This is a genomic window from Candidatus Schekmanbacteria bacterium, assembly GCA_016219965.1.
Lineage (GTDB): Bacteria > Schekmanbacteria > GWA2-38-11 > GWA2-38-11 > J061 > JACRJM01.
The window spans coordinates 575,192-593,112 of record JACRJM010000004.1 but is presented as its reverse complement, the minus strand read 5'-3'; the positions used below and the strand labels follow the sequence as shown (position 1 = coordinate 593,112).

General features: G+C 41.4%; 19 protein-coding genes. 7 read left to right on the top strand and 12 right to left on the bottom strand.

The annotated features are described in order from the left end of the window. Nucleotides 1–81 precede the first annotated feature (81 nt). Together HZA77_08050 and HZA77_08045 are read left to right on the top strand one after the other, a co-directional pair. Nucleotides 82–786, top strand: coding sequence for a response regulator transcription factor (locus HZA77_08050; protein ID MBI5375372.1), 705 nt, complete (start codon nt 82–84; stop codon nt 784–786). After that, nucleotides 783–2,207 (top strand): HAMP domain-containing histidine kinase, encoded by a 1,425-nt coding sequence (locus tag HZA77_08045; GenBank protein MBI5375371.1) that lies wholly within the window; start codon nt 783–785, stop codon nt 2,205–2,207. Before HZA77_08050 ends, HZA77_08045 begins: the two co-directional genes overlap by 4 nt. A 171-nt stretch (nt 2,208–2,378) precedes the next feature. On the opposite strand, the gene HZA77_08040 is transcribed toward HZA77_08045, so the two are convergent. Then, nucleotides 2,379–3,806, bottom strand: coding sequence for a nitrogenase component 1 (locus tag HZA77_08040; protein MBI5375370.1), 1,428 nt, complete (start codon nt 3,804–3,806; stop codon nt 2,379–2,381). A gap of 171 nt (nt 3,807–3,977) precedes the next feature. On the opposite strand from HZA77_08040, the gene alaS reads away from it, so the two are divergent. From alaS to HZA77_08020, 4 genes are all read left to right on the top strand, one after another. After that, complete coding sequence (gene alaS, locus HZA77_08035) at nt 3,978–6,623, top strand: alanine--tRNA ligase (GenBank protein MBI5375369.1); 2,646 nt, start codon at nt 3,978–3,980, stop codon at nt 6,621–6,623. Then, nucleotides 6,620–7,603: a SurA N-terminal domain-containing protein gene (locus HZA77_08030; GenBank protein MBI5375368.1), complete on the top strand. Its 984-nt coding sequence runs from the start codon at nt 6,620–6,622 to the stop codon at nt 7,601–7,603. The genes alaS and HZA77_08030 overlap by 4 nt, the downstream gene beginning before the upstream one ends. Nucleotides 7,604–7,695: 92 nt before the next feature. After that, on the top strand, nt 7,696–7,857 hold the full coding sequence (locus HZA77_08025) for a hypothetical protein (GenBank protein ID MBI5375367.1): 162 nt from the start codon (nt 7,696–7,698) through the stop codon (nt 7,855–7,857). Beyond that, on the top strand, nt 7,844–7,987 hold the full coding sequence (locus HZA77_08020; GenBank protein MBI5375366.1) for a hypothetical protein: 144 nt from the start codon (nt 7,844–7,846) through the stop codon (nt 7,985–7,987). Before HZA77_08025 ends, HZA77_08020 begins: the two co-directional genes overlap by 14 nt. A 7-nt stretch (nt 7,988–7,994) precedes the next feature. On the opposite strand, the gene ybgF is transcribed toward HZA77_08020, so the two are convergent. From ybgF to tolQ, 6 genes are read right to left on the bottom strand one after another with little or no spacing between them, the layout of a single operon-like run. Next, nucleotides 7,995–8,813, bottom strand: a complete 819-nt coding sequence (gene ybgF / locus HZA77_08015; protein ID MBI5375365.1) for a tol-pal system protein YbgF — start codon at nt 8,811–8,813, stop codon at nt 7,995–7,997. Nucleotides 8,814–8,862: 49 nt separating this feature from the next. Continuing rightward, entirely contained in the window at nt 8,863–9,426 is a 564-nt protein-coding gene (pal, locus tag HZA77_08010) for a peptidoglycan-associated lipoprotein Pal (GenBank protein ID MBI5375364.1), read from the bottom strand. A gap of 24 nt (nt 9,427–9,450) precedes the next feature. Continuing rightward, nucleotides 9,451–10,785: a Tol-Pal system beta propeller repeat protein TolB gene (gene tolB, locus HZA77_08005; protein ID MBI5375363.1), complete on the bottom strand. Its 1,335-nt coding sequence runs from the start codon at nt 10,783–10,785 to the stop codon at nt 9,451–9,453. Further along, nucleotides 10,782–11,636, bottom strand: a complete 855-nt coding sequence (locus HZA77_08000; GenBank protein ID MBI5375362.1) for a TonB family protein — start codon at nt 11,634–11,636, stop codon at nt 10,782–10,784. The genes tolB and HZA77_08000 overlap by 4 nt, the downstream gene beginning before the upstream one ends. Continuing rightward, nucleotides 11,637–12,050, bottom strand: a complete 414-nt coding sequence (tolR, locus tag HZA77_07995) for a protein TolR (GenBank protein MBI5375361.1) — start codon at nt 12,048–12,050, stop codon at nt 11,637–11,639. Then, nucleotides 12,047–12,772 carry a protein TolQ gene (gene tolQ / locus HZA77_07990; GenBank protein ID MBI5375360.1) on the bottom strand — a complete coding sequence of 242 codons (726 nt, stop codon included), beginning with the start codon at nt 12,770–12,772 and terminating at the stop codon, nt 12,047–12,049. The genes tolR and tolQ overlap by 4 nt, the downstream gene beginning before the upstream one ends. A gap of 229 nt (nt 12,773–13,001) precedes the next feature. Between tolQ and HZA77_07985 the strand changes: the two genes are divergently transcribed. After that, nucleotides 13,002–13,976, top strand: a complete 975-nt coding sequence (locus HZA77_07985; GenBank protein ID MBI5375359.1) for an ROK family protein — start codon at nt 13,002–13,004, stop codon at nt 13,974–13,976. A gap of 116 nt (nt 13,977–14,092) precedes the next feature. Here the strand turns inward: HZA77_07985 and HZA77_07980 are convergent, their stop codons facing one another. The 5 genes from HZA77_07980 to HZA77_07960 form a co-directional block, all read right to left on the bottom strand. Then, complete coding sequence (locus tag HZA77_07980) at nt 14,093–14,941, bottom strand: PocR ligand-binding domain-containing protein (protein MBI5375358.1); 849 nt, start codon at nt 14,939–14,941, stop codon at nt 14,093–14,095. An 8-nt stretch (nt 14,942–14,949) separates the two neighbouring features. Continuing rightward, the gene (locus HZA77_07975) at nt 14,950–15,138 is read right to left on the bottom strand and encodes a ferredoxin (protein MBI5375357.1); all 189 of its coding nucleotides are present in this window, start codon (nt 15,136–15,138) and stop codon (nt 14,950–14,952) included. Continuing rightward, nucleotides 15,135–16,493, bottom strand: a complete 1,359-nt coding sequence (locus HZA77_07970) for an FAD-dependent monooxygenase (GenBank protein ID MBI5375356.1) — start codon at nt 16,491–16,493, stop codon at nt 15,135–15,137. Before HZA77_07970 ends, HZA77_07975 begins: the two co-directional genes overlap by 4 nt. A 162-nt stretch (nt 16,494–16,655) precedes the next feature. Beyond that, nucleotides 16,656–17,036, bottom strand: a complete 381-nt coding sequence (locus HZA77_07965; GenBank protein MBI5375355.1) for a hypothetical protein — start codon at nt 17,034–17,036, stop codon at nt 16,656–16,658. Between the two features lie 144 nt (nt 17,037–17,180). Next, nucleotides 17,181–17,888: an OmpA family protein gene (locus HZA77_07960; GenBank protein ID MBI5375354.1), complete on the bottom strand. Its 708-nt coding sequence runs from the start codon at nt 17,886–17,888 to the stop codon at nt 17,181–17,183. Nucleotides 17,889–17,921 lie beyond the last annotated feature (33 nt).

Here is a 17,921-nt window from a genome sequence, read left to right as displayed (position 1 = left end):
ATTTAAAATATGCTTCATATATGATATGTGAAGATTCTACTTGCTGTAGTATGAAAAACCATGAGGGGAGAGATATCTACTATGACAGATAAAAAAGTCCTGATAATCGATGATGATAAAAAACTTTTCTCCATGGTAAAGAATTATCTTGAAAGAGATGGTTATATTATCTCAGGGGCTTTTGACGGTGAGACAGGTCTTGACCTTTCTCAGAAAGATAACCCTGACCTCATCATCCTCGATCTTATGCTACCGAAGATCGATGGCCTTGAAGTCTGCAGAGAAATAAGAAAGAAATCAAACGTCCCTATACTGATCCTATCTGCCCGGGGGGAAGAAACTGACGTAGTTGTAGGTCTTGAAGTAGGAGCAGATGATTATATAAGCAAACCTTTCAGCCTAAGGGAGCTTTCTGCACGCGTAAGGGCGCTGCTCAGGAGATCAGGCAAGACAATTCAGAAAGAAAAGAGCAGAAATGATATTTTAAAGTTTAAAACTTTTTCAATTAATCTCAAAAAACATGAGGTGATAGTTGATGAAGAAAAGATTGAACTTACGGCGACTGAGTTTGCACTTTTAACTTTACTTGCCTCAAACCCGGGACGCGTTTTTACACGAGACCAGCTTCTCGATGAGATCCGCGGCAGAGAACTCACTCCATTTGACCGCTCCGTTGACATACACATAAGTCATCTAAGACAAAAGATAAACGACACTGCCAAAGAACCGGTTTACATTATTACTGTCTGGGGAGTAGGTTACAAATTCTCGGAGCCGGAGGAATGATCAGAGTCAGCATCTTCTGGAAAGTGCTGATTGCATTCTTAATGTACATAGTACTTTCCAGCGGCGTAATACTTCTTATATATCGCTTTGCAGAAACTCCCGAATCCATATCCAGAGAAATCCGTACATCACTTCAAAATGATGCTATTATCCTTGCGGCGAAAGCAGCGGAAATCATATCTATATCCGGTGAAACTTACCATAATGCACTACAAAATAATATTGTACTTAAGAAACTTATTTATGATTGCGGCAAGCCCGCACGCATAATAGACATGGATGGACAGACAGTTATAAATGAAATGCCTGACAATAAAATTATTTCGCAATATCTCAGCGTCGAAAAAATCTCATCTATCATTTCTAAAGGAATAATGATTGAAGGAGGTCATAGTGGCTGGTTCAGAAGCACCGTAGATATATCTGTCCCTATATCAATAGGCAGGCAGCCGGTGGCAATACTTCAGGTATCGTATCCCAAAACCAACCCCCAAAGACTTCGCGGCAATCTTCTTTTTGGAATTCTTGTAGAAACTATCACAATATGTATCCTTGCTTACTTTATGTCAAAGCTTCTGACAACTCCGGTAACAAAGTTAAGGGAGGGAACTAAAAAAATGGCTGAGGGAGCGCTTGGCTACCAGGTTGATATAAAAAGCATGGATGAACTTGGTGAACTTGGAAGAAATTTCAACGAGATGTCAATAAGGATTTCAAATATGGCGAAAGCAAGGATGGAGCTCACAGCAGATATTTCTCATGAACTTCGTTCACCACTTGCAAGGATCAAAACCGCATCTGAAATGCTTATGGCAGATGCCACCGATGAGGATGACCGCAAGAATTATCTGAAACTAATAAATGATGAAGTAGATGAACTTAATCTTCTCATAGGAGACCTGCTTGAACTTTCAAAGCTTGAATTAGGAAAAACCAAGCTTGATCTGTGGCAGGTAAAGATAGATGACCTTGTACGTGAAGTTGTTGCAAAAGCAATGCCCACGGCATTAACGAATGGATTAAAGATTAATCTGCAATGCGATGAGAATATTCCCCTGGTTTTAATTGATGGAAGAAGAATCGGAAGGGCTATTAGCAATATCATTGACAATTCCATGAAGTTCGTAAACTCCTATGGAGTCATTGATATAACTGTGTTGAAAAAAGAAGACAGTGTAGAAATAAGTATTGCTGACAATGGTACCGGAGTTTCAGATAACGAGATGGGCGAGATATTTGAAAGATTCTACCGCACAGACAAATCAAGAAACCGCGAGACAGGAGGAAGCGGATTAGGTCTTGCCATAGCAAAACAGATAGTGGAAATCCACGGCGGTAAGATATGGGCAAAAAGGGCTGAACCTGGCGGTCTAAAAGTTATCTTCTCCATTCCATACAACATCTCACTTCCTAATGTTTAGAGGCAATTTTTAATCATTCCTGTTTCTTTTTTTGTGTCATCCTTATTTTTTTATGTCATCCCCGCGAAAGCGGGGATCCAGAAATAATGACAAAAACTGGATTCCGCATCAAGTGCGGAATGACAACGGTGTATTAGTGTTTGGATACCTTACAGCTTGCTTCGGGATTGTTCATTCATTTAAATACTCTGCAAGCTTATCAAGAATCAGGGCCCTTGGAGACATTACCGCCTTTGCCATCTGGCTCGCAAATGATAGAGCTCCTTTAAAACCGAGGTGCGGACCTGTTGAGCCATAATTATTAAGAGGCATAGAGGGGATGTTCAAAGCCATTATCCTGTTATTCACCATCCTGTTGCCAAGAAACAGATCGACTTTTGTTTCCTTTAAAAACTTTTCCTGTTCGTGTAGATTCTGTCCCGCAAAGATCTGAAAATCTTCGCCGTACCCATCAGTAATTTCCTTTAACCTGAAAGCGGTATTTTTATCAAAGTGATATAATGAAATACCTATTGGTTTCATACCTGTTTCAATACACAAATTAAGAACTGCAAGTGCTCTTTCTGAACCTCCTGCGATGAAAGCTCGTTTTCCATTTAAGAGCTCTTTGTATTTTTCAATCTCTCTATTTGCTGAATCTGCTTCATCGTTTACAACTTTCTCCCCCTTCCCCGCCATCTCTGCTATCGAACCAAACCATTTCCTGCTTTCACCTATTCCCAATGGCTGGAGGCCTGAGACATAATCCATTTTAAATTTTTCTTTCATCATCCCGGCAAAGAAATTCCCACCTGACCCACAAATCACCGCATTAAAAGATGATTCTGCCGCTTTCTCGATCTCATCAATCGAAGAATAATATGGCATATAGGAAGGAACTATATCCATCCGCGAAAAAACTCTGTTGAACTCGTTCATGTCAGCGCGGGTTACTGATGCCATGTTTATGATGTTAACTGCGTCGTTTTTTACTTCAGGCACTCTAAGCATCTCTATAAGTTTCTCATAGGCAAGACTATATCCCTTTCGCCAGTCTGCGCTTTTAAGCCCTTCACAGTTAATCCCTTTAACAGTGCATCCGGTTTTCTTTTCAGCCCGCGCTGCCACTGAAGCGACATCATCTCCGGTTATTGAAGTGGGGCAGGTCCTGAAAACCCATATCACCCTCGGGGAAATCCGATTCGTGATTTCAACTATGGCATCGAAGAGCTTCTCTTCTCCCCCGAATATAATGTCCTGCTCGTTTATGTTTGTAGTGTACGCCTTGTGCTCAGAAGGATCTGAGATTTCAGGGGCGAGATATTGGATCTCTCCACCAAGGAATGAAACTATGTTCCTGTTCATAGAGCATCCTATCGGACCATGGACAAGACAGATGCTTCCCTTTATCCTGTAAAGAAGCGTATATGCCGCATACATGGGGCAAAGACTCATGATCGGAGTGTTTAACGACTGACAGGATTTCCTGTTTACGTAAGTCACGTCCTCGGAAAGCATCAAGCGGAGAAAATCACTCACCTTCCCCGAAAACGTTCCCGTCCGCGCATCACCCGCAATTCCACAGTGATGCCTTCCTTTTTCATTGTCATAATCATGCATTTTTATTCATCATCCAAACAAATACCATTTTTTGATTTTTCTAATAGTTATATGAAAGAAAGGCTTTATTCAAGAGCAAGGTTTCCCCTTGACTCGGGGGTGTTTTTCCATTACAGCATTCTCCGTTCAAATGAATATAAAGATAGGGACTGAATTTAAGGATATAGAATGTTGACAGGCAAAGATGTAAGGCAAAGTTTTCTGACATATTTCGAGGAACGTGGACACAAAGTGCTCTCTTCATCCTCTCTCGTTCCCCAGAAAGACCCTACCCTGCTTTTTACCAATGCCGGAATGGTACAGTTCAAGAGCATATTTCTCGGCGAAGAAGTAAGGGATTACAAGCGGGCAACGACAGTGCAGAAATGCGTCCGCGCAGGGGGAAAGCACAATGACCTTGAAGTCGTAGGCAAAACAAACCGCCACCATACGTTCTTTGAAATGCTCGGAAATTTCTCATTCGGAGATTACTTCAAAGAACAAGCGATAGAGTTCGGCTGGGAACTGCTGACTGATGTTTTAAAACTCCCCAAAGACAGGCTCTGGGTTACAGTCTATAAAGATGACGATGAAGCGCATAAACTCTGGGCGACGAAGATGGGAGTCCCGGAGAGCAGGATTGTCGGAATGGGAGAAAAAGACAACTTCTGGCAGATGGGGGACACAGGGCCATGCGGTCCATGCTCGGAAATAATAATAGACCAGGGTCCGGGAACAGGATGCGGAAAACCTGAGTGCGCATTGGGCTGTGACTGCGACAGATACCTTGAACTCTGGAACCTTGTTTTCATGCAATTTAACCGAAGTCAGGAAGGCATACTCACACCTCTTCCCAAACCAAGCATCGACACAGGAATGGGGCTTGAAAGAGCTACAGCTATACTTCAGGGAGTGGGCTCTAACTTCGACACCGACCTATTTAAACCACTTATAGAAACAGTATGCAGTATCGCAGGGTGCAAATATGCTGTTGACCCGGTAAATGATGTTTCAATCAGGGTCATCATTGATCATGCAAGGGCAGCGACCTTTCTTATATCAGATGGAGTGCTCCCGTCCAATGAAGGGCGCGGATATGTCCTGAGGAGGATACTTCGGAGAGCACTTCGTCACGGGAAGATGCTCGGTATCGAAAGGCAGTTTTTCAGCGAACTCTGCCTCGGCGTAATTGATTTCATGTCAGAACCCTATTCAGAACTGCTCGGGGCAAAAAGTTCAATCACAGGTATCGTACAGAACGAGGAAAAGAAATTTGCTGCAACTCTGACACAGGGTTTGGAAATGCTTCATTCATTAATAGAGGAGCTTAGAGGGAAAAGCAGAGATATAAACAGATTCCCCGGAGAAATGGCTTTCAAACTTTATGATACTTACGGATTCCCAATTGATCTCACAGCAGAGATACTGAAAGATTTCCAGATTGACATTGATTATGAGGATTTTGCCCATCACATGGAAGCACAAAAGTCAATGGCGCGGAAATCACGTGACGCCAAAATGGGGGAATCCTCTCAGGAAGCAGTACGCAAACTCCTTGAGGGAGTAAAAGAGACACTTTTCCTCGGATATGAAAAAAATATAGCTGACGCATCAGTGGTTAAAATAATAAAGGATGGCAAAACTGTAAAATCAGTCAATAAAGGCGAGAAGGCTGACATTATTCTGGATGCCACCACTTTTTACGGCGAATCAGGTGGTCAGGTTGGCGACACCGGGACAATCTTTTCAAACGGAACTCTCTTTACTGTAACGAGTGCAATAAAACCATTCGGAGGAATAATAATACATCAGGGTACTGTAACAGAAGGTTCACTCACCGAAGGGATGAAGGTAACATGCAATATAGATGAAGAAAGACGCGGGAGCATCAGACTCAATCACACTTCTACACACATACTCCATTCGGCGCTGAAACAGATAATCGGCTCACATGTAAATCAGGCAGGTTCCCTTGTAGCGCCGGACAGGTTCAGATTCGACTTTACGCATTTCTCAAGACTTGAGGATGATGAGCTTGAGCAGATTGAAGAGCTTGTTAACAAGGTAATAAGAGAAAACCTTCCTGTCAAAACAGACATAATGAAGATAGAAGATGCTATAAAAGAAGGGGCGACAGCGCTCTTTGATGAGAAATATTCTGACACAGTGCGTGTGGTAAAGGTCAACACTTTCAGCCGCGAACTATGCGGAGGCACCCACATAAACGCTACAGGGGATATTGGATTCTTTAAGATAATCTCTGAAAAAGCGGTAGCAAGCGGAGTACGCAGGATTGAGGGCTGTACAGGGAAAGAAGCATATGCTCTGGTTAAAGGCCTGGAAAAGAAAATAGATAATATCGCGGGCCTTCTTAAAACAGGAAGGGAGAATGTCTTAGAAAAAATAAGCAAGCTTCTTGAGACGCAAAAGAAACTTGAAAAAGAAATCGAATTCCTGAGGGCATCAGGGTCAAAACAGAGTGTTGCAGGTTTTGCAGATATGAAAAGAGAGATAAACGGCATACAGGTAATTACAGGGAAAATCCCCTGCTCATCAATACAGGAGCAGCGCACATTAACTGAAGAAGCTTTAAGGAAGATTGCCTCAGGTATAGTTGTAAGCGGTGCTGATTTTGATGGAAAGGTCTCGATCATTGGAGCTGTATCAAAGGACCTTACAAACAGATTCAGCGCATCAGATATGGTAAAAACAATCGCTCCAATAATTGACGGAAGCGGAGGGGGAAGAGCAGATTTTGCACAGGCTGGAGGTAAAAATGCCGCAGCACTTGACGCTGCGCTAAATAAAATATACGAAATCATTGAAAATAAAAAATGATTAAAAAACCAAAATACCATTTTTTCCTATTCTGCTGTCCCATACTTCTATTCCTGTCGCTATTCGTTTCTTTCAATGCAAGCGGCGCAGAGGTTATTGACAGAGTAGTGGCAGTGGTAAATGACGAACCTATAACCCTGATTGAGCTAAAGAGGGAAAGTATCCCGCTCCTTGCTGCCATTAAAGATGACCCTGAAGGAGATGCAAAAAAAGAAAAGATTAAAAAAATAGAAGAGAAAGTTCTAGATGAACTGATAGATCAAAAACTCCAGCTGCAGGAAGCAAAAAGCATGGGAATTTCAGTTGGAGATGAGACAGTTAATCTCGCTATGGAAGACCAGAAAAAATCATACGGTCTTGATGATGATCAGTTTATTCAATCCTTGAAGCAGGAAAATGTAACTTTGGAAGATTTCAAGGAACGCATAAGACAGCAGCTCACCATTATGTCGCTTCTCAATGCTAATATAAAACCAAAGGTAGTAATTACTTCAAGCGAAATAAAAGATTATTATGATAAAAACATCGATTTATTCACAACCGAAGGAAGTGTTACTCTTGATCAGCTCGTCATCATTCACGACAAAGAGGAAGTGCAGAGCAATGATGTTTTTGAAAACAAGATAAAGGAAATCCTGGTAAAATCAGAAAATGGAGCTCCCCTTGAAAATTTTGAAAAGGAATATGAAACACAGTTTTCCCTTATAAGATTCCAGCACCTCGGGGAGTTCAAGAAAAATGAGTTGTCTGAGGATTTCAAGGACGCATTTAATCTTAAATCAGGCGAGACTATGCTGATAAGAACTGAAAAAGCGTACCATATCGTCAAGCTTATAAGCCGGAAAGGGGCATCAGTAAAGCCTTTCACGGTAGCAAGCGAGGAAATAAAAGACATCATATTCAGCAAAAAAAGTGAAAAAATCCTCAAAAACTATATAGAGTCTTTACGCAACAAAGCATATATTGAAAAACGTCTCTAAACATAATCAGCAAGCATTCGCCTTAGATGATTTAAATACCTGTTGCATTAAAGTTTTTGTATATCGTATAATGAAACAAACGGAGAGATGAATTGGTAGACTGGATCGGAAAAACTCTTATCTGCAAGATATGCGGTATGGTAGTACGGGTTACCAAGGTAAATGACCCCAAATGGGGTTCAGGACCGAGCCTTGTATGCTGCGGAACAGAAATGACAGTTAAAACAATACTTGACGAAAATGCAGAAAGCTAAAGAAGCAGATTACGTTTATTCAGAGGGAATGCGCCTCAAATGCGAGGTCTGCCAGAGAGAGATTGTTATTCTAAAGGTAGGGAAAGGCCCTGTTTATTGCTGCGGCAGGCCAATGCAGCCTGTAGAGTGAAATTAATTTACTTTCCACCCCCAGCCTTAAGCTCTTCACCTGCAGTCCTGGCTTCTTCAGTTTTTGGGAACTTATCAATAACTACCTGAAAAGCATCTTTTGCAGCGTTCTTGTCCCCTTTCGCCATAAAGGAATATCCAATTTTAAGATATGCTGCCGGAACTTTTGGTGAATCGGAATAGTTTTTAAGGAGTTTCCCGAACTCTGTTATCGCTTCATCATACTTGCCTGAAGAAAAATAACATTCCCCAAGCCAGTACTGGGCATTTGCAGAGTTTTCACCGCCAGGATTTTCTTTTAAATACTTTAAAAAATCATCAATAGCTGCCGGGTATTGTGAATTCAAATAATTATTATAGGCATCCTCATAAACCTGTTCTTTAACAGATAGATTGCCGCTATCATCTTCGTTTGCAGACATCCCCTGTGTTCCAGAGCGATTCTCCTCGCCTTGCTGATGCGAGAGCAGCTCTATTGCAGAAATCCTTGCGTTTAAATCATTTACCTGAACTTTGATGTCTTTCATCTCCTGGCTAATCTTTTCGTTCATTTCATTCATACTGCCGGGTTTGCTTATCTCTCCCTGCAAATTTGAAATTTCGCTGAAAAGCTTGTCCATGTCAGCTTCAATTCTGGCATGCTGCTTTCTTATAAAATCCGACATTTCATTAAAATCTTTTTTCAAAGCCTCAACATCAACCCTTGAGGCCTTCTCCTCGACTCTCTTAAGCCGTGAATCAATAGATCCAACATTCTGCCCCATAACATCAACATCCTGCTTCAAGGCGCACGAAGTAAGCAGAAAAACCGGGACAGACAGAAGCAACAGGGAAACCCTTTTATTATTTTTTGTCTTCACAGAATCAATTGAGTTTTTATTTCACTACAAAATGTGCACGCCTGTTTTTTGCCCATGCTATTTCGCTATGACCGGAATCAAAAGGTCTCTCTCTGCCATAGCTGATTGCATCTATTCTTGAAGAGTCTATGCCTAAGGTAACAAGATAATTTTTCGCAGTATTTGCCCTCTTGTCACCGAGCACCAGATTGTATTCAACTGTGCCGCGCTCGTCGCAGTGCCCTTCAATGATCAGTGAGGCTGATGGATTAGATTTCATTACTGCCGCATTAGCTTCAAGTTTCTTCATTGATGAGTCTGTGAGATCATATCTGTCATAGTCAAAAAAAACATCCTGGAGTTTGCTTTCTATTTGACGCTTAAGATCGCTTTTCAATGACTCTTCATCAATCGCAGCTTCCTTTTCTTCAACCTGTGTCTCAGCAGGCTGCTCTTTTGCTTCTTCTTTTACAGCCTGTTCAACGGGTGCAGCCTCCTCCTTTACAACCTGTTTTTTTGTACATGACGACATGAATAAAAGCGGCAAAAAGGCTGATATAAATAGAACGATTAAAAGGCGATCAGGCTTCCTGTATAGCATATAAATTACCTCCCTTTAAGAGTTTCAATGTGAATAGCGATATGGCGACCAATGTGGTGTTATCTCTTTCCCGCCGCTTGTTCCGATCTTGCGTTGGTTTCCGCCATCGGCAGTCATTACAAATATTTTATACTCTCCTTCCCTGCTTGATGTAAAGACAATATATCTTCCATCAGGCGACCATGATGGAGACTCATTATCCCCTGAATTACTGGTCAGATATTTTATCCCGTTTCCTGCAGGGCTTATCATAGCAATATCGAATTTATCACCTGTTTTTGCTGTAAAAACTATTTTGTCGCCATTCGGCGACCAGTCCGGTGAAGTATTATAATTTCCGCTATAAGTTATCCTTTTAACATCGCTGCTGCTCAAATCTATAACAAAGATCTGCGGTGTTCCGTGACGGTTCGAATTGAAGGCAATCTTTTTCCCATCCGGAGACCATGTCGGCGAAACTTCGATATATCTGCTTTTTGTAATGTTTGAAACCTTTCCTGTTGCAACATCAAGCAGATATATGTCTGAATTCCCGTCAATACTCAATGTAATGGCAACCTTACTGCCGTCAGGCGACCAGTCTCCCGGCAGGCAAAGACTCCCAGGCACATTGACCTTTTTCTCAGTTCCTGAGACGAGGTCAACAATATATAGCGCCGATTTCCCGTTCCTGTATGCATTATAAATAACCTTTGATCCATCGCTGGACCATATCGGGGTTGTCATTATGCTTTTACAGTTCGTTACAACTTTTGGATTTTTCCCATTATAATCAGAAATAATAAGATTTCTTATTCCTTTTTTCTCCGACACATAGGCTATCCTTGTTTCAAATGGACCCCTGATACCGCTTATCTGGTCAAGTATCTCATCGCAGAAACGATGCGCCATCCTCTCATAGTCTTCTTCTCTTCCATTATATCTTCTCCCCACAATAAAACGTTCTTCAACTACATCATAGAGCCTGAACTCAACTGCCATTTTACCGGAAGAATTTAAGACTTTGCTTGCCACAAACAACGACACACCTTCTTTCTTCCATTTTAAGATGTTTTGTTCAATCGTAAAAGCATTATCTTTGGTATTTTCATTTTTCCTTACTATGAAGAATCCGGAAAAGTCAAGGTCGTCATTCATAACTATTCTCATCTTTTCCGGAAGGTCTGGCCTTGCCGGAGTTCCTTCCATTTCAACCCGTCCTATAACAACAGGAATTTTTCTTGAATATGGAGATGTAATATCAATATATACCTTCTCAGTATATCCATCAATTGCGGGATAAAGGCAGAGAACAATTAATATACAAAAATATAAGAACTGTTTTTTTCTGGTCATTTTGTTCAATTTATTTTTTATCATTCCGGAGTAAACCTCACCCCTATATCCAATGTATCAACTTTAAATCCTTCCGGGAGAGGAGGCAGAGGATTGGCCTTTAAAATTGCCCTCATCGCAGACTCATCAAACAATGTACTTCCCGATTTTTTTTCAAAGGACTTTTCTATTATCTCTCCATTTTTGCTTATCTTTACTGAAATTACCACGGACATTGATTTAACATCCATTCCCGGGATATCCGGAAGTATCCATGACTCTTTTATCTTTGACCATATCCTGTCATAATAAAGTTTATACCTTATATCATCCAGAGTAACATCGCCTCCAGACATTCCAGTTCCTCCACCGCCTGCATTACCCGCAGCCCTTCCCTTTTCTACCTGCTGGCTCACCTTGTCGATCTTGCTCATTATTCGGTCCATATCATCTTCAGTCCTTGCCACTTGTTCTGCAGCACTTTCCTTTTTCTCCTGAGATTTTTGTTTTACGGACTCTGACTTCTTAAGGTCTTCTTTTTTTTTCTTTGCCAGCAATGAAACAGCGGACTTTTTCGGTTCCTCCTTTTGAGGCAGGATTTTTTTAACCTCTTTTATCTTTATATTCTTCTCTTCGTTGGCTTTTGGAGGTGCTTTCTTTTCAGATTCAGGCATGCCGCCAGTCTGTACGGCAATTTTTTCCGGCCCTCCCGGCGCGGCTCGCTCCTTCACACCCGCCATGTTTATTATGTTTACAGAAATGGATTTGAAGGGCTGGTAATATCTGTTTTCAAAACCTGACGAATATATTAGCAGAATGAGGAAAACTGAATGCAGAAGTATAGATGCGATAAGACCTTTTTTTTCTGTTGTCAATGCCGGCCATTTTTTTCTCATTCATTTTCTCTGACCTTCCTGTTCTTCTTCTGTCACCATTCCGAGCCTCGTTATCCCTGCACTTCTTGCCATAGCCATTATTCTGACTACAAAGCCATAAGGGACATCTTTGTCAGAACGGAGGAAAAGGTTCTCTCCTTTCCTGTCGGAAGCAAGCTTTTCAAGTTTTCCAGGAAGCTCATCAATAGTTACGGGAACCTTGTTAAGGAATATTTTCCTGTCCTTGGTTACGCTCAATACAAGTTCTTCCTTGCTGAGCTCTATATTGTTTTTTGCATTTGCCTCTGGAAGGTCCACATCAACTCCCTGAAAAAGCATAGGCGCCGTGACCATGAATATTATAAGAAGAACAAGCATGACATCAACGAAAGGCGTTACGTTTATTTCCGACAGCGTTGTCATGTCAGATTTCATTGGTTCCATATCTCAGGTCTCCTTGAGTCTTCCATGAGGTAACGCTTAATAATATTCAAAAAATCCGAAGAAAAGCTGTCCATCTCATTTGAGATGACTTTAACTTTTCGCAGGAGGTAATTGTATGCCACAACCGCAGGTATAGCTGCTCCCAATCCGACAGCAGTCGCGATGAGTGCCTCCGATATACCCGGAGCAACAACCGCAAGCGATGCCGAACCTTTCAGCCCGATTCCGTGGAAGGAAGTCATAATGCCCCATACAGTTCCAAAGAGTCCGATAAAAGGCGCTGTACTTCCTGTCGTGGCAAGGAAAGTCAGCGAGCCTTCAAGCTTGGTTATCTCTGAGACACAGGCGCGTCGAAGGGACCTGCCGATATTATCTATTCCGTCAACCCGGCTTGCAACTGCAGCCGGTGAAACCATGCTCTCAAGATTCCCTTCGTGTTTTCCCAGGGAAGCTGTGTTAATCCTCTTGAACTCCTGATATCCTGTATGGAATACATGCGCTATAGGTGAGTGTTTGAACTGGAAGATATTGTCATCAACTACATTGAGGTCCTTGCTCTTCCAGAAAAGTTCAAGAAATTTCTCACTGTCTTTTGACGCCCTTCTGTACGTAATGCTCTTGGAAAAAATTATTGCCCATGAAATTATTGAAAATGCTAAAAGCGCAAGCAGGACTATTTTAACAACCGGACCTGCTTTCAAGACAAGTCCTATAACGCTTCCTTCTGCGCCAAAACCAGTATCAAGTCCGAACATATTATTCCCTTTCGTTTTCTTGTTCATTATATTTGTAACTGAAACAACTCTTCAAGTCAATTGTGAAGATGGATTAGTGATGAAGATGAATAAAACACAGTTCCTTGACATCGCAAACACCCTCTGTTAATGATTCATTAATGATTCAAGCAACAATTTAATCATCTCCGGAAAAATTATTTGCTTTATGATAACTCAAAATAAAAAAAAGAAACACCTTGTCGCAGCCATTGATTACGGCGGCACGAAGATACTTGCCGGAATAATCGACGACAAAGGAAAAATCATTTCAAGCAGGAAAGTCCTGACTCCGGACAATGTAAGCAAAGAAATAATAATAAAAACATCTGCGAATCTTCTAGAAGAAGTCTGCCGCGAGTCTGAAATATCAGTACAGGACACACTCGGCATAGGAATTGCCGCTCCGGGAATAGTAAGCTCAAAGAGTGAAATGCTCCTCTATGCTCCTAACTGGAAAATAAGAAACTTTGACTTTAAAAAGATATTTGAAAAACGCTTTGGAGTAAAAGTCCGTGTTGCAAATGACATTAACGCCGCCGCTGTTGCAGAACTTAATCTTGGACATGGAAAGCGGGAGAAAAGTTTTTTCTGGATTACCATAAGCACCGGCATAGGAGGTGCTCTTGTGCTGGATGGAAAACTTATAACCGGAAAACGCGGACTTGCCGGCGAGATAGGTCACATTAATATAAAAGAGAACGGACCTCTGTGTAAATGCGGAAAACGCGGATGCCTTGAGGCAATTTCAAGCGGACCGGCCATCCTTAACACTGCCATTGAAAGAATCGGTACACATGGGAAAAAGAAAAACACAAGGCTTGAATTAGCCGGGTTAACCACCCAGAAAATTGTGGAAGCCGCAAACAAAGGTGATAAACTGGCCTACGAAATAATTAATGAAACTTCCCGCGAGATAGCGAGAGGGATTTCATATATCGTAAATCTCGCTGATATAGATCTTATGGTGCTTGGAGGGGGTGTGATTCTGAAAAACCCGCTAATGTTCAGACTGATCAAAAAGCATATCAGAGGATTTATCTACGAAGCAGATAAAAGGGATTTTCGCCTTACCCTTCCAAAATTCGGCTACGACTCATGCCTGATAGGAGCTGCATCACTGATATTGTTTGACGGAAAGTAATACCTTTAGATAATCTATTATGGTTTTAATTTAGTATTCTGTAAGTTAGTTAAAGCTGGGGCAGTCTGCAGGAGAGCGCCTGAAGTTTGAAGCGAAACGCAGACTGCCACAGCTTTCTAACTCTTGGATTCCAGTTCCTTTATTCTATCCTTCAATTCTATCATCCTGAGTTCCCTGCCAACGAACAATTTATTTATTCTTTCAAGCTCAGTGTTTTTCTCCTCCAGTTCTGCTGTACGTTCCCTGACCAATGTTTCGAGGTGATCGCGATATTTTTTCAGTTCTTCCTCCGCCCGTTTGCGCTCGGCAATCTCCTCAAGCAACTTCTCATTCGCAATCTCCAAAGCATTCTTAGCTTCAACTGCTTCTTTCATCAAGGTTATAGCGGCAATGCGGGATGCAGCCAATTCCTCATTGGTTTTATTTAATTCTGCTCTTGCTTCAATCTCTTTTAAATTCTTTAATCCGACATTTGCTATCAGCTCAATAAATCCTTTTATGAAATCAAGATATTGATTGAGTTTCTCTTTTGTCCAGATTGGGACTTTCTCGACTGCCTCCAAATATGTTTTTTCATCAAAACCAAATGCTTTTGCTTGCTTTTTATAGAAATCAAGATCCGGTTTTTCCAGAAAGAACTGGCCTGTAAAGAAATTCCCTAAATGCTTGCCATCAATGATTATTGGAGCTGCGTTATCAATCATACCATGTGGACATTGATAGCTGACTGCAGGGTTTGCTTCATGAAGATGTGCAATAATGTATTTGTCGCTTTTAAGGCATTCTTTTTCAGATTGGGGATTTACCCTGTGAAATTTAGTGCATATATCCTGCCAGGCAACAGCTGTAAGGATTTTACCGTCATTATCAATAATTGCTGAAGGAAATGAATAAATTAAATTTAGCTTTTCCTGCAGTTCCTGGAATAAAATAACATCGATTATATCTTCTAATTTGTAATCCATAGTGCCTCTTATCTTACAGAAATTGCATCGCAGGGGCAGACATCCGGGCAGACAAGGCATCTTGTGCAAAGGTCAGTTGACCATTCTATCTTTTCATTCACAAGACGCAGGGCATTGTAATCACACATATCAACACAACTTAGACAAACAACACACTTTCCTTTATCTATACATATCTTTCTGTTATCTGTGCTCATTTTTTATTCATCTCCTCTGATCTTTTCTTAAGCATTTCAACTAGCATCCGCACCTTTGGAGATTTTAATTCTGAAGGATTTACTTCAAGGAGTTTCTTATCCATGTTCTTTATAAATTCATTTGGTGTACCAAACTCATCGTCGCAGCCTTCAAGATGAGGAATGACCATTTCTTCGTTAAAAATGGAGAACAACTCGTTCAGCTCCTCCTCTTCAAGAGCATGCATGAAAGTTGAGAAATCATACTGCCTTTTTGCATTCTTTACAAACCTTCCCCACCATGCATGATAAGCATTAATTGCTTCAGCGCTGCCATTGCCATTTAGAATAATCGCTATTGCACCTGCTGCTTTTGCCGCAACCGCCATCGCCCCTGTCCACTGCGTTTCTATTGTAAATGCCGTATCTCCGAGAAAACTCATTCCTTTTACCTCATCAAAAGGATTTGCAATCGGAGAGTCAACGGGGAGGAAATAGGCGAATTTTGTCGATCTCTTTGCCTCATTAAATGGTTTAGCACATGCATCATAACTCTTTAAAAAATCTAAGAAATTATCAAATATTTTCTGCGGGCTTCCAGAGGCATGATCCTGCAATCCGCTATCCTGTATAACTGCAATAACATACATTTCCCCGTCACCGAGATAAGCTGTTATGGCAAGCGTGTTTGGACCTGAAAACTTTTTATTGAGATACATGTTATGGAATACCGGGTTAAAAAGCTCTCCCTTCGAAGTCTTGCTGATGTCAAATTCCTTTACGCGGGCCCCTACTATCCTGTGCACTCCCCAATGCTCTTTTCTTACCCCTGCAAGCCTTGAAATTTTAGACCTGATACCGTCTGCCGCAACAAGATGTTTGAATTTAACCGTTCTCCTGTTCTTATAGCTGTCCTCAACAACTATCGCTTCTGCCCTGCCTGTATTTTTGATTATTTCAACTATTTCCTGGCTATAAAATATGCTTACTCCAGCATCTATTGTTTCTCTTTCAAGTTTTTCTATCCAGTAAACATAGTCGATGCGGTAATTGGTTGGGAAGATCGAACGGAGAGTAAGAGCGTGTTTCCCGGGCGAATAAGTGGCAAACCCGTATATCTCATTCTTTACGCTATGCTTATCAAGTGAGAATCCACTTTCAGTAAAATAAATTTTCTTCTCGTCTACTTTTATTTTATTGGGCTGAAGGGAAAGCATCTCCATTATGCCGGGATTAATGAATTTTGCCTCAGGCTTCCTGTCAAAGACAGCTACTTTAATCCCCTGCTCAGCAAGCTTCTTTGCAGTCATTAAACCGCAGGGACCTGCCCCTGCGATGCAGACATCATATTGAAGATTTATATTTTTCTGATTCATATCCATTTCACAATTCACATTATATTTCAAAAAATGATTACCGGAAATAAACTTATTAGGCAACTGATTTTAGTGTTCGCCAAAGAGAAGACGTTAAAGACAAAAACAAAAAGCTGATGTCTTATAATACAGGCATCAGCTTTTTGTTTTTTTTGAACTAACCTACATCATCCCCTTGCTCAAATCGACTTTCTTCCAGGTGTCCCCTTCTTTCACTTCGACTGACGAAGGAACAATGATGCCGGTGGCATCATTAAGCTCACCGGTTACTTTAACTGTCTTTGACATATAAGCTGACAGCGCAGGTGCAGGTGCTGCAAGGACATGAAGCTTCTTTGTGGAGTCATCCATAACTGCAACAGGTACACCTGATTTTGCACAGGTTACCGCACAAGAGGCATGTCCTTCCCCTTTTGCTCCCATTTTCGAGAAGCATTTGGTGTCAACGAGCTCGCCAGTGATTGTAACTTCTGCCGCATAAATCAACGCTGTAAATAACACGAACATCACAGCAACGAATAATGAAAATAATTTTATATTCATTTCCTTTCACCTCCTCTGTCAAAAAAAATAGTATATATATCCACTCTGTCAATAGGAATCGAAGATGTAAAATAGGAATACCGGGGATATGAATAAAAAGGCAGGGTGTTTGCCCTGCCTTTCAACTGATTCAATAAACTGAGACTATGATTGATTTGCTTCTTCCTTCGGAACAACCACTATCTCCACACGCCTGTTCATCTGTCTTCCTTCAGGAGTATCGTTGCTTGCCACAGGGAAGCTCTTGCCATAGCCGATTGTAGTAATGCGTTCAGAAGCAACGCCTTCACCGAGAAGGACGTTCTTCACTGAATTTGCCCTGTTTTCAGAAAGTTTTTGATTATAATCATCTGTTCCTACACTGTCTGTGTACCCTTTTATAACAACCTTAGTATCAGGGTATTTTTTCAAGATACCTGCAATTTCTCTCAGATTATTGAAGGCGCCTGCCTGAAGTGATGAGGAATCAGTTGCAAAAAGGGCATCTCCCTTCATATTCACTATTAAGTTATTCCCCTCGCTTTTAACAGAAGCCTGCTCTGTTTTCATCTGGTCTATCTGTGACTGCTGATCATTCATTTTTGCTGTAACAGTCTGAAGCTCCTCTTTCTGATTCTGCATCATACGCCCTATCAGACCGCCTCCAAGGGCACCAACTCCCGCACCTATTGCAGTCCCTACACCTGTATGTCCTGTGGCAGCACCAATAATCGCTCCTGCACCTGCACCGACTCCCGCACCTATTGTTGCTCCTTTAACTTCATCCCGCTCCCATGCCGCTTTCATGCTCTCGCACGCTGTAAGTGCAAACGCAACAAGAAGAACACACACAATCTTTTTCATAGCCTTCATACAATTTCCTCCTTATTTTTCACTACCCCTAAA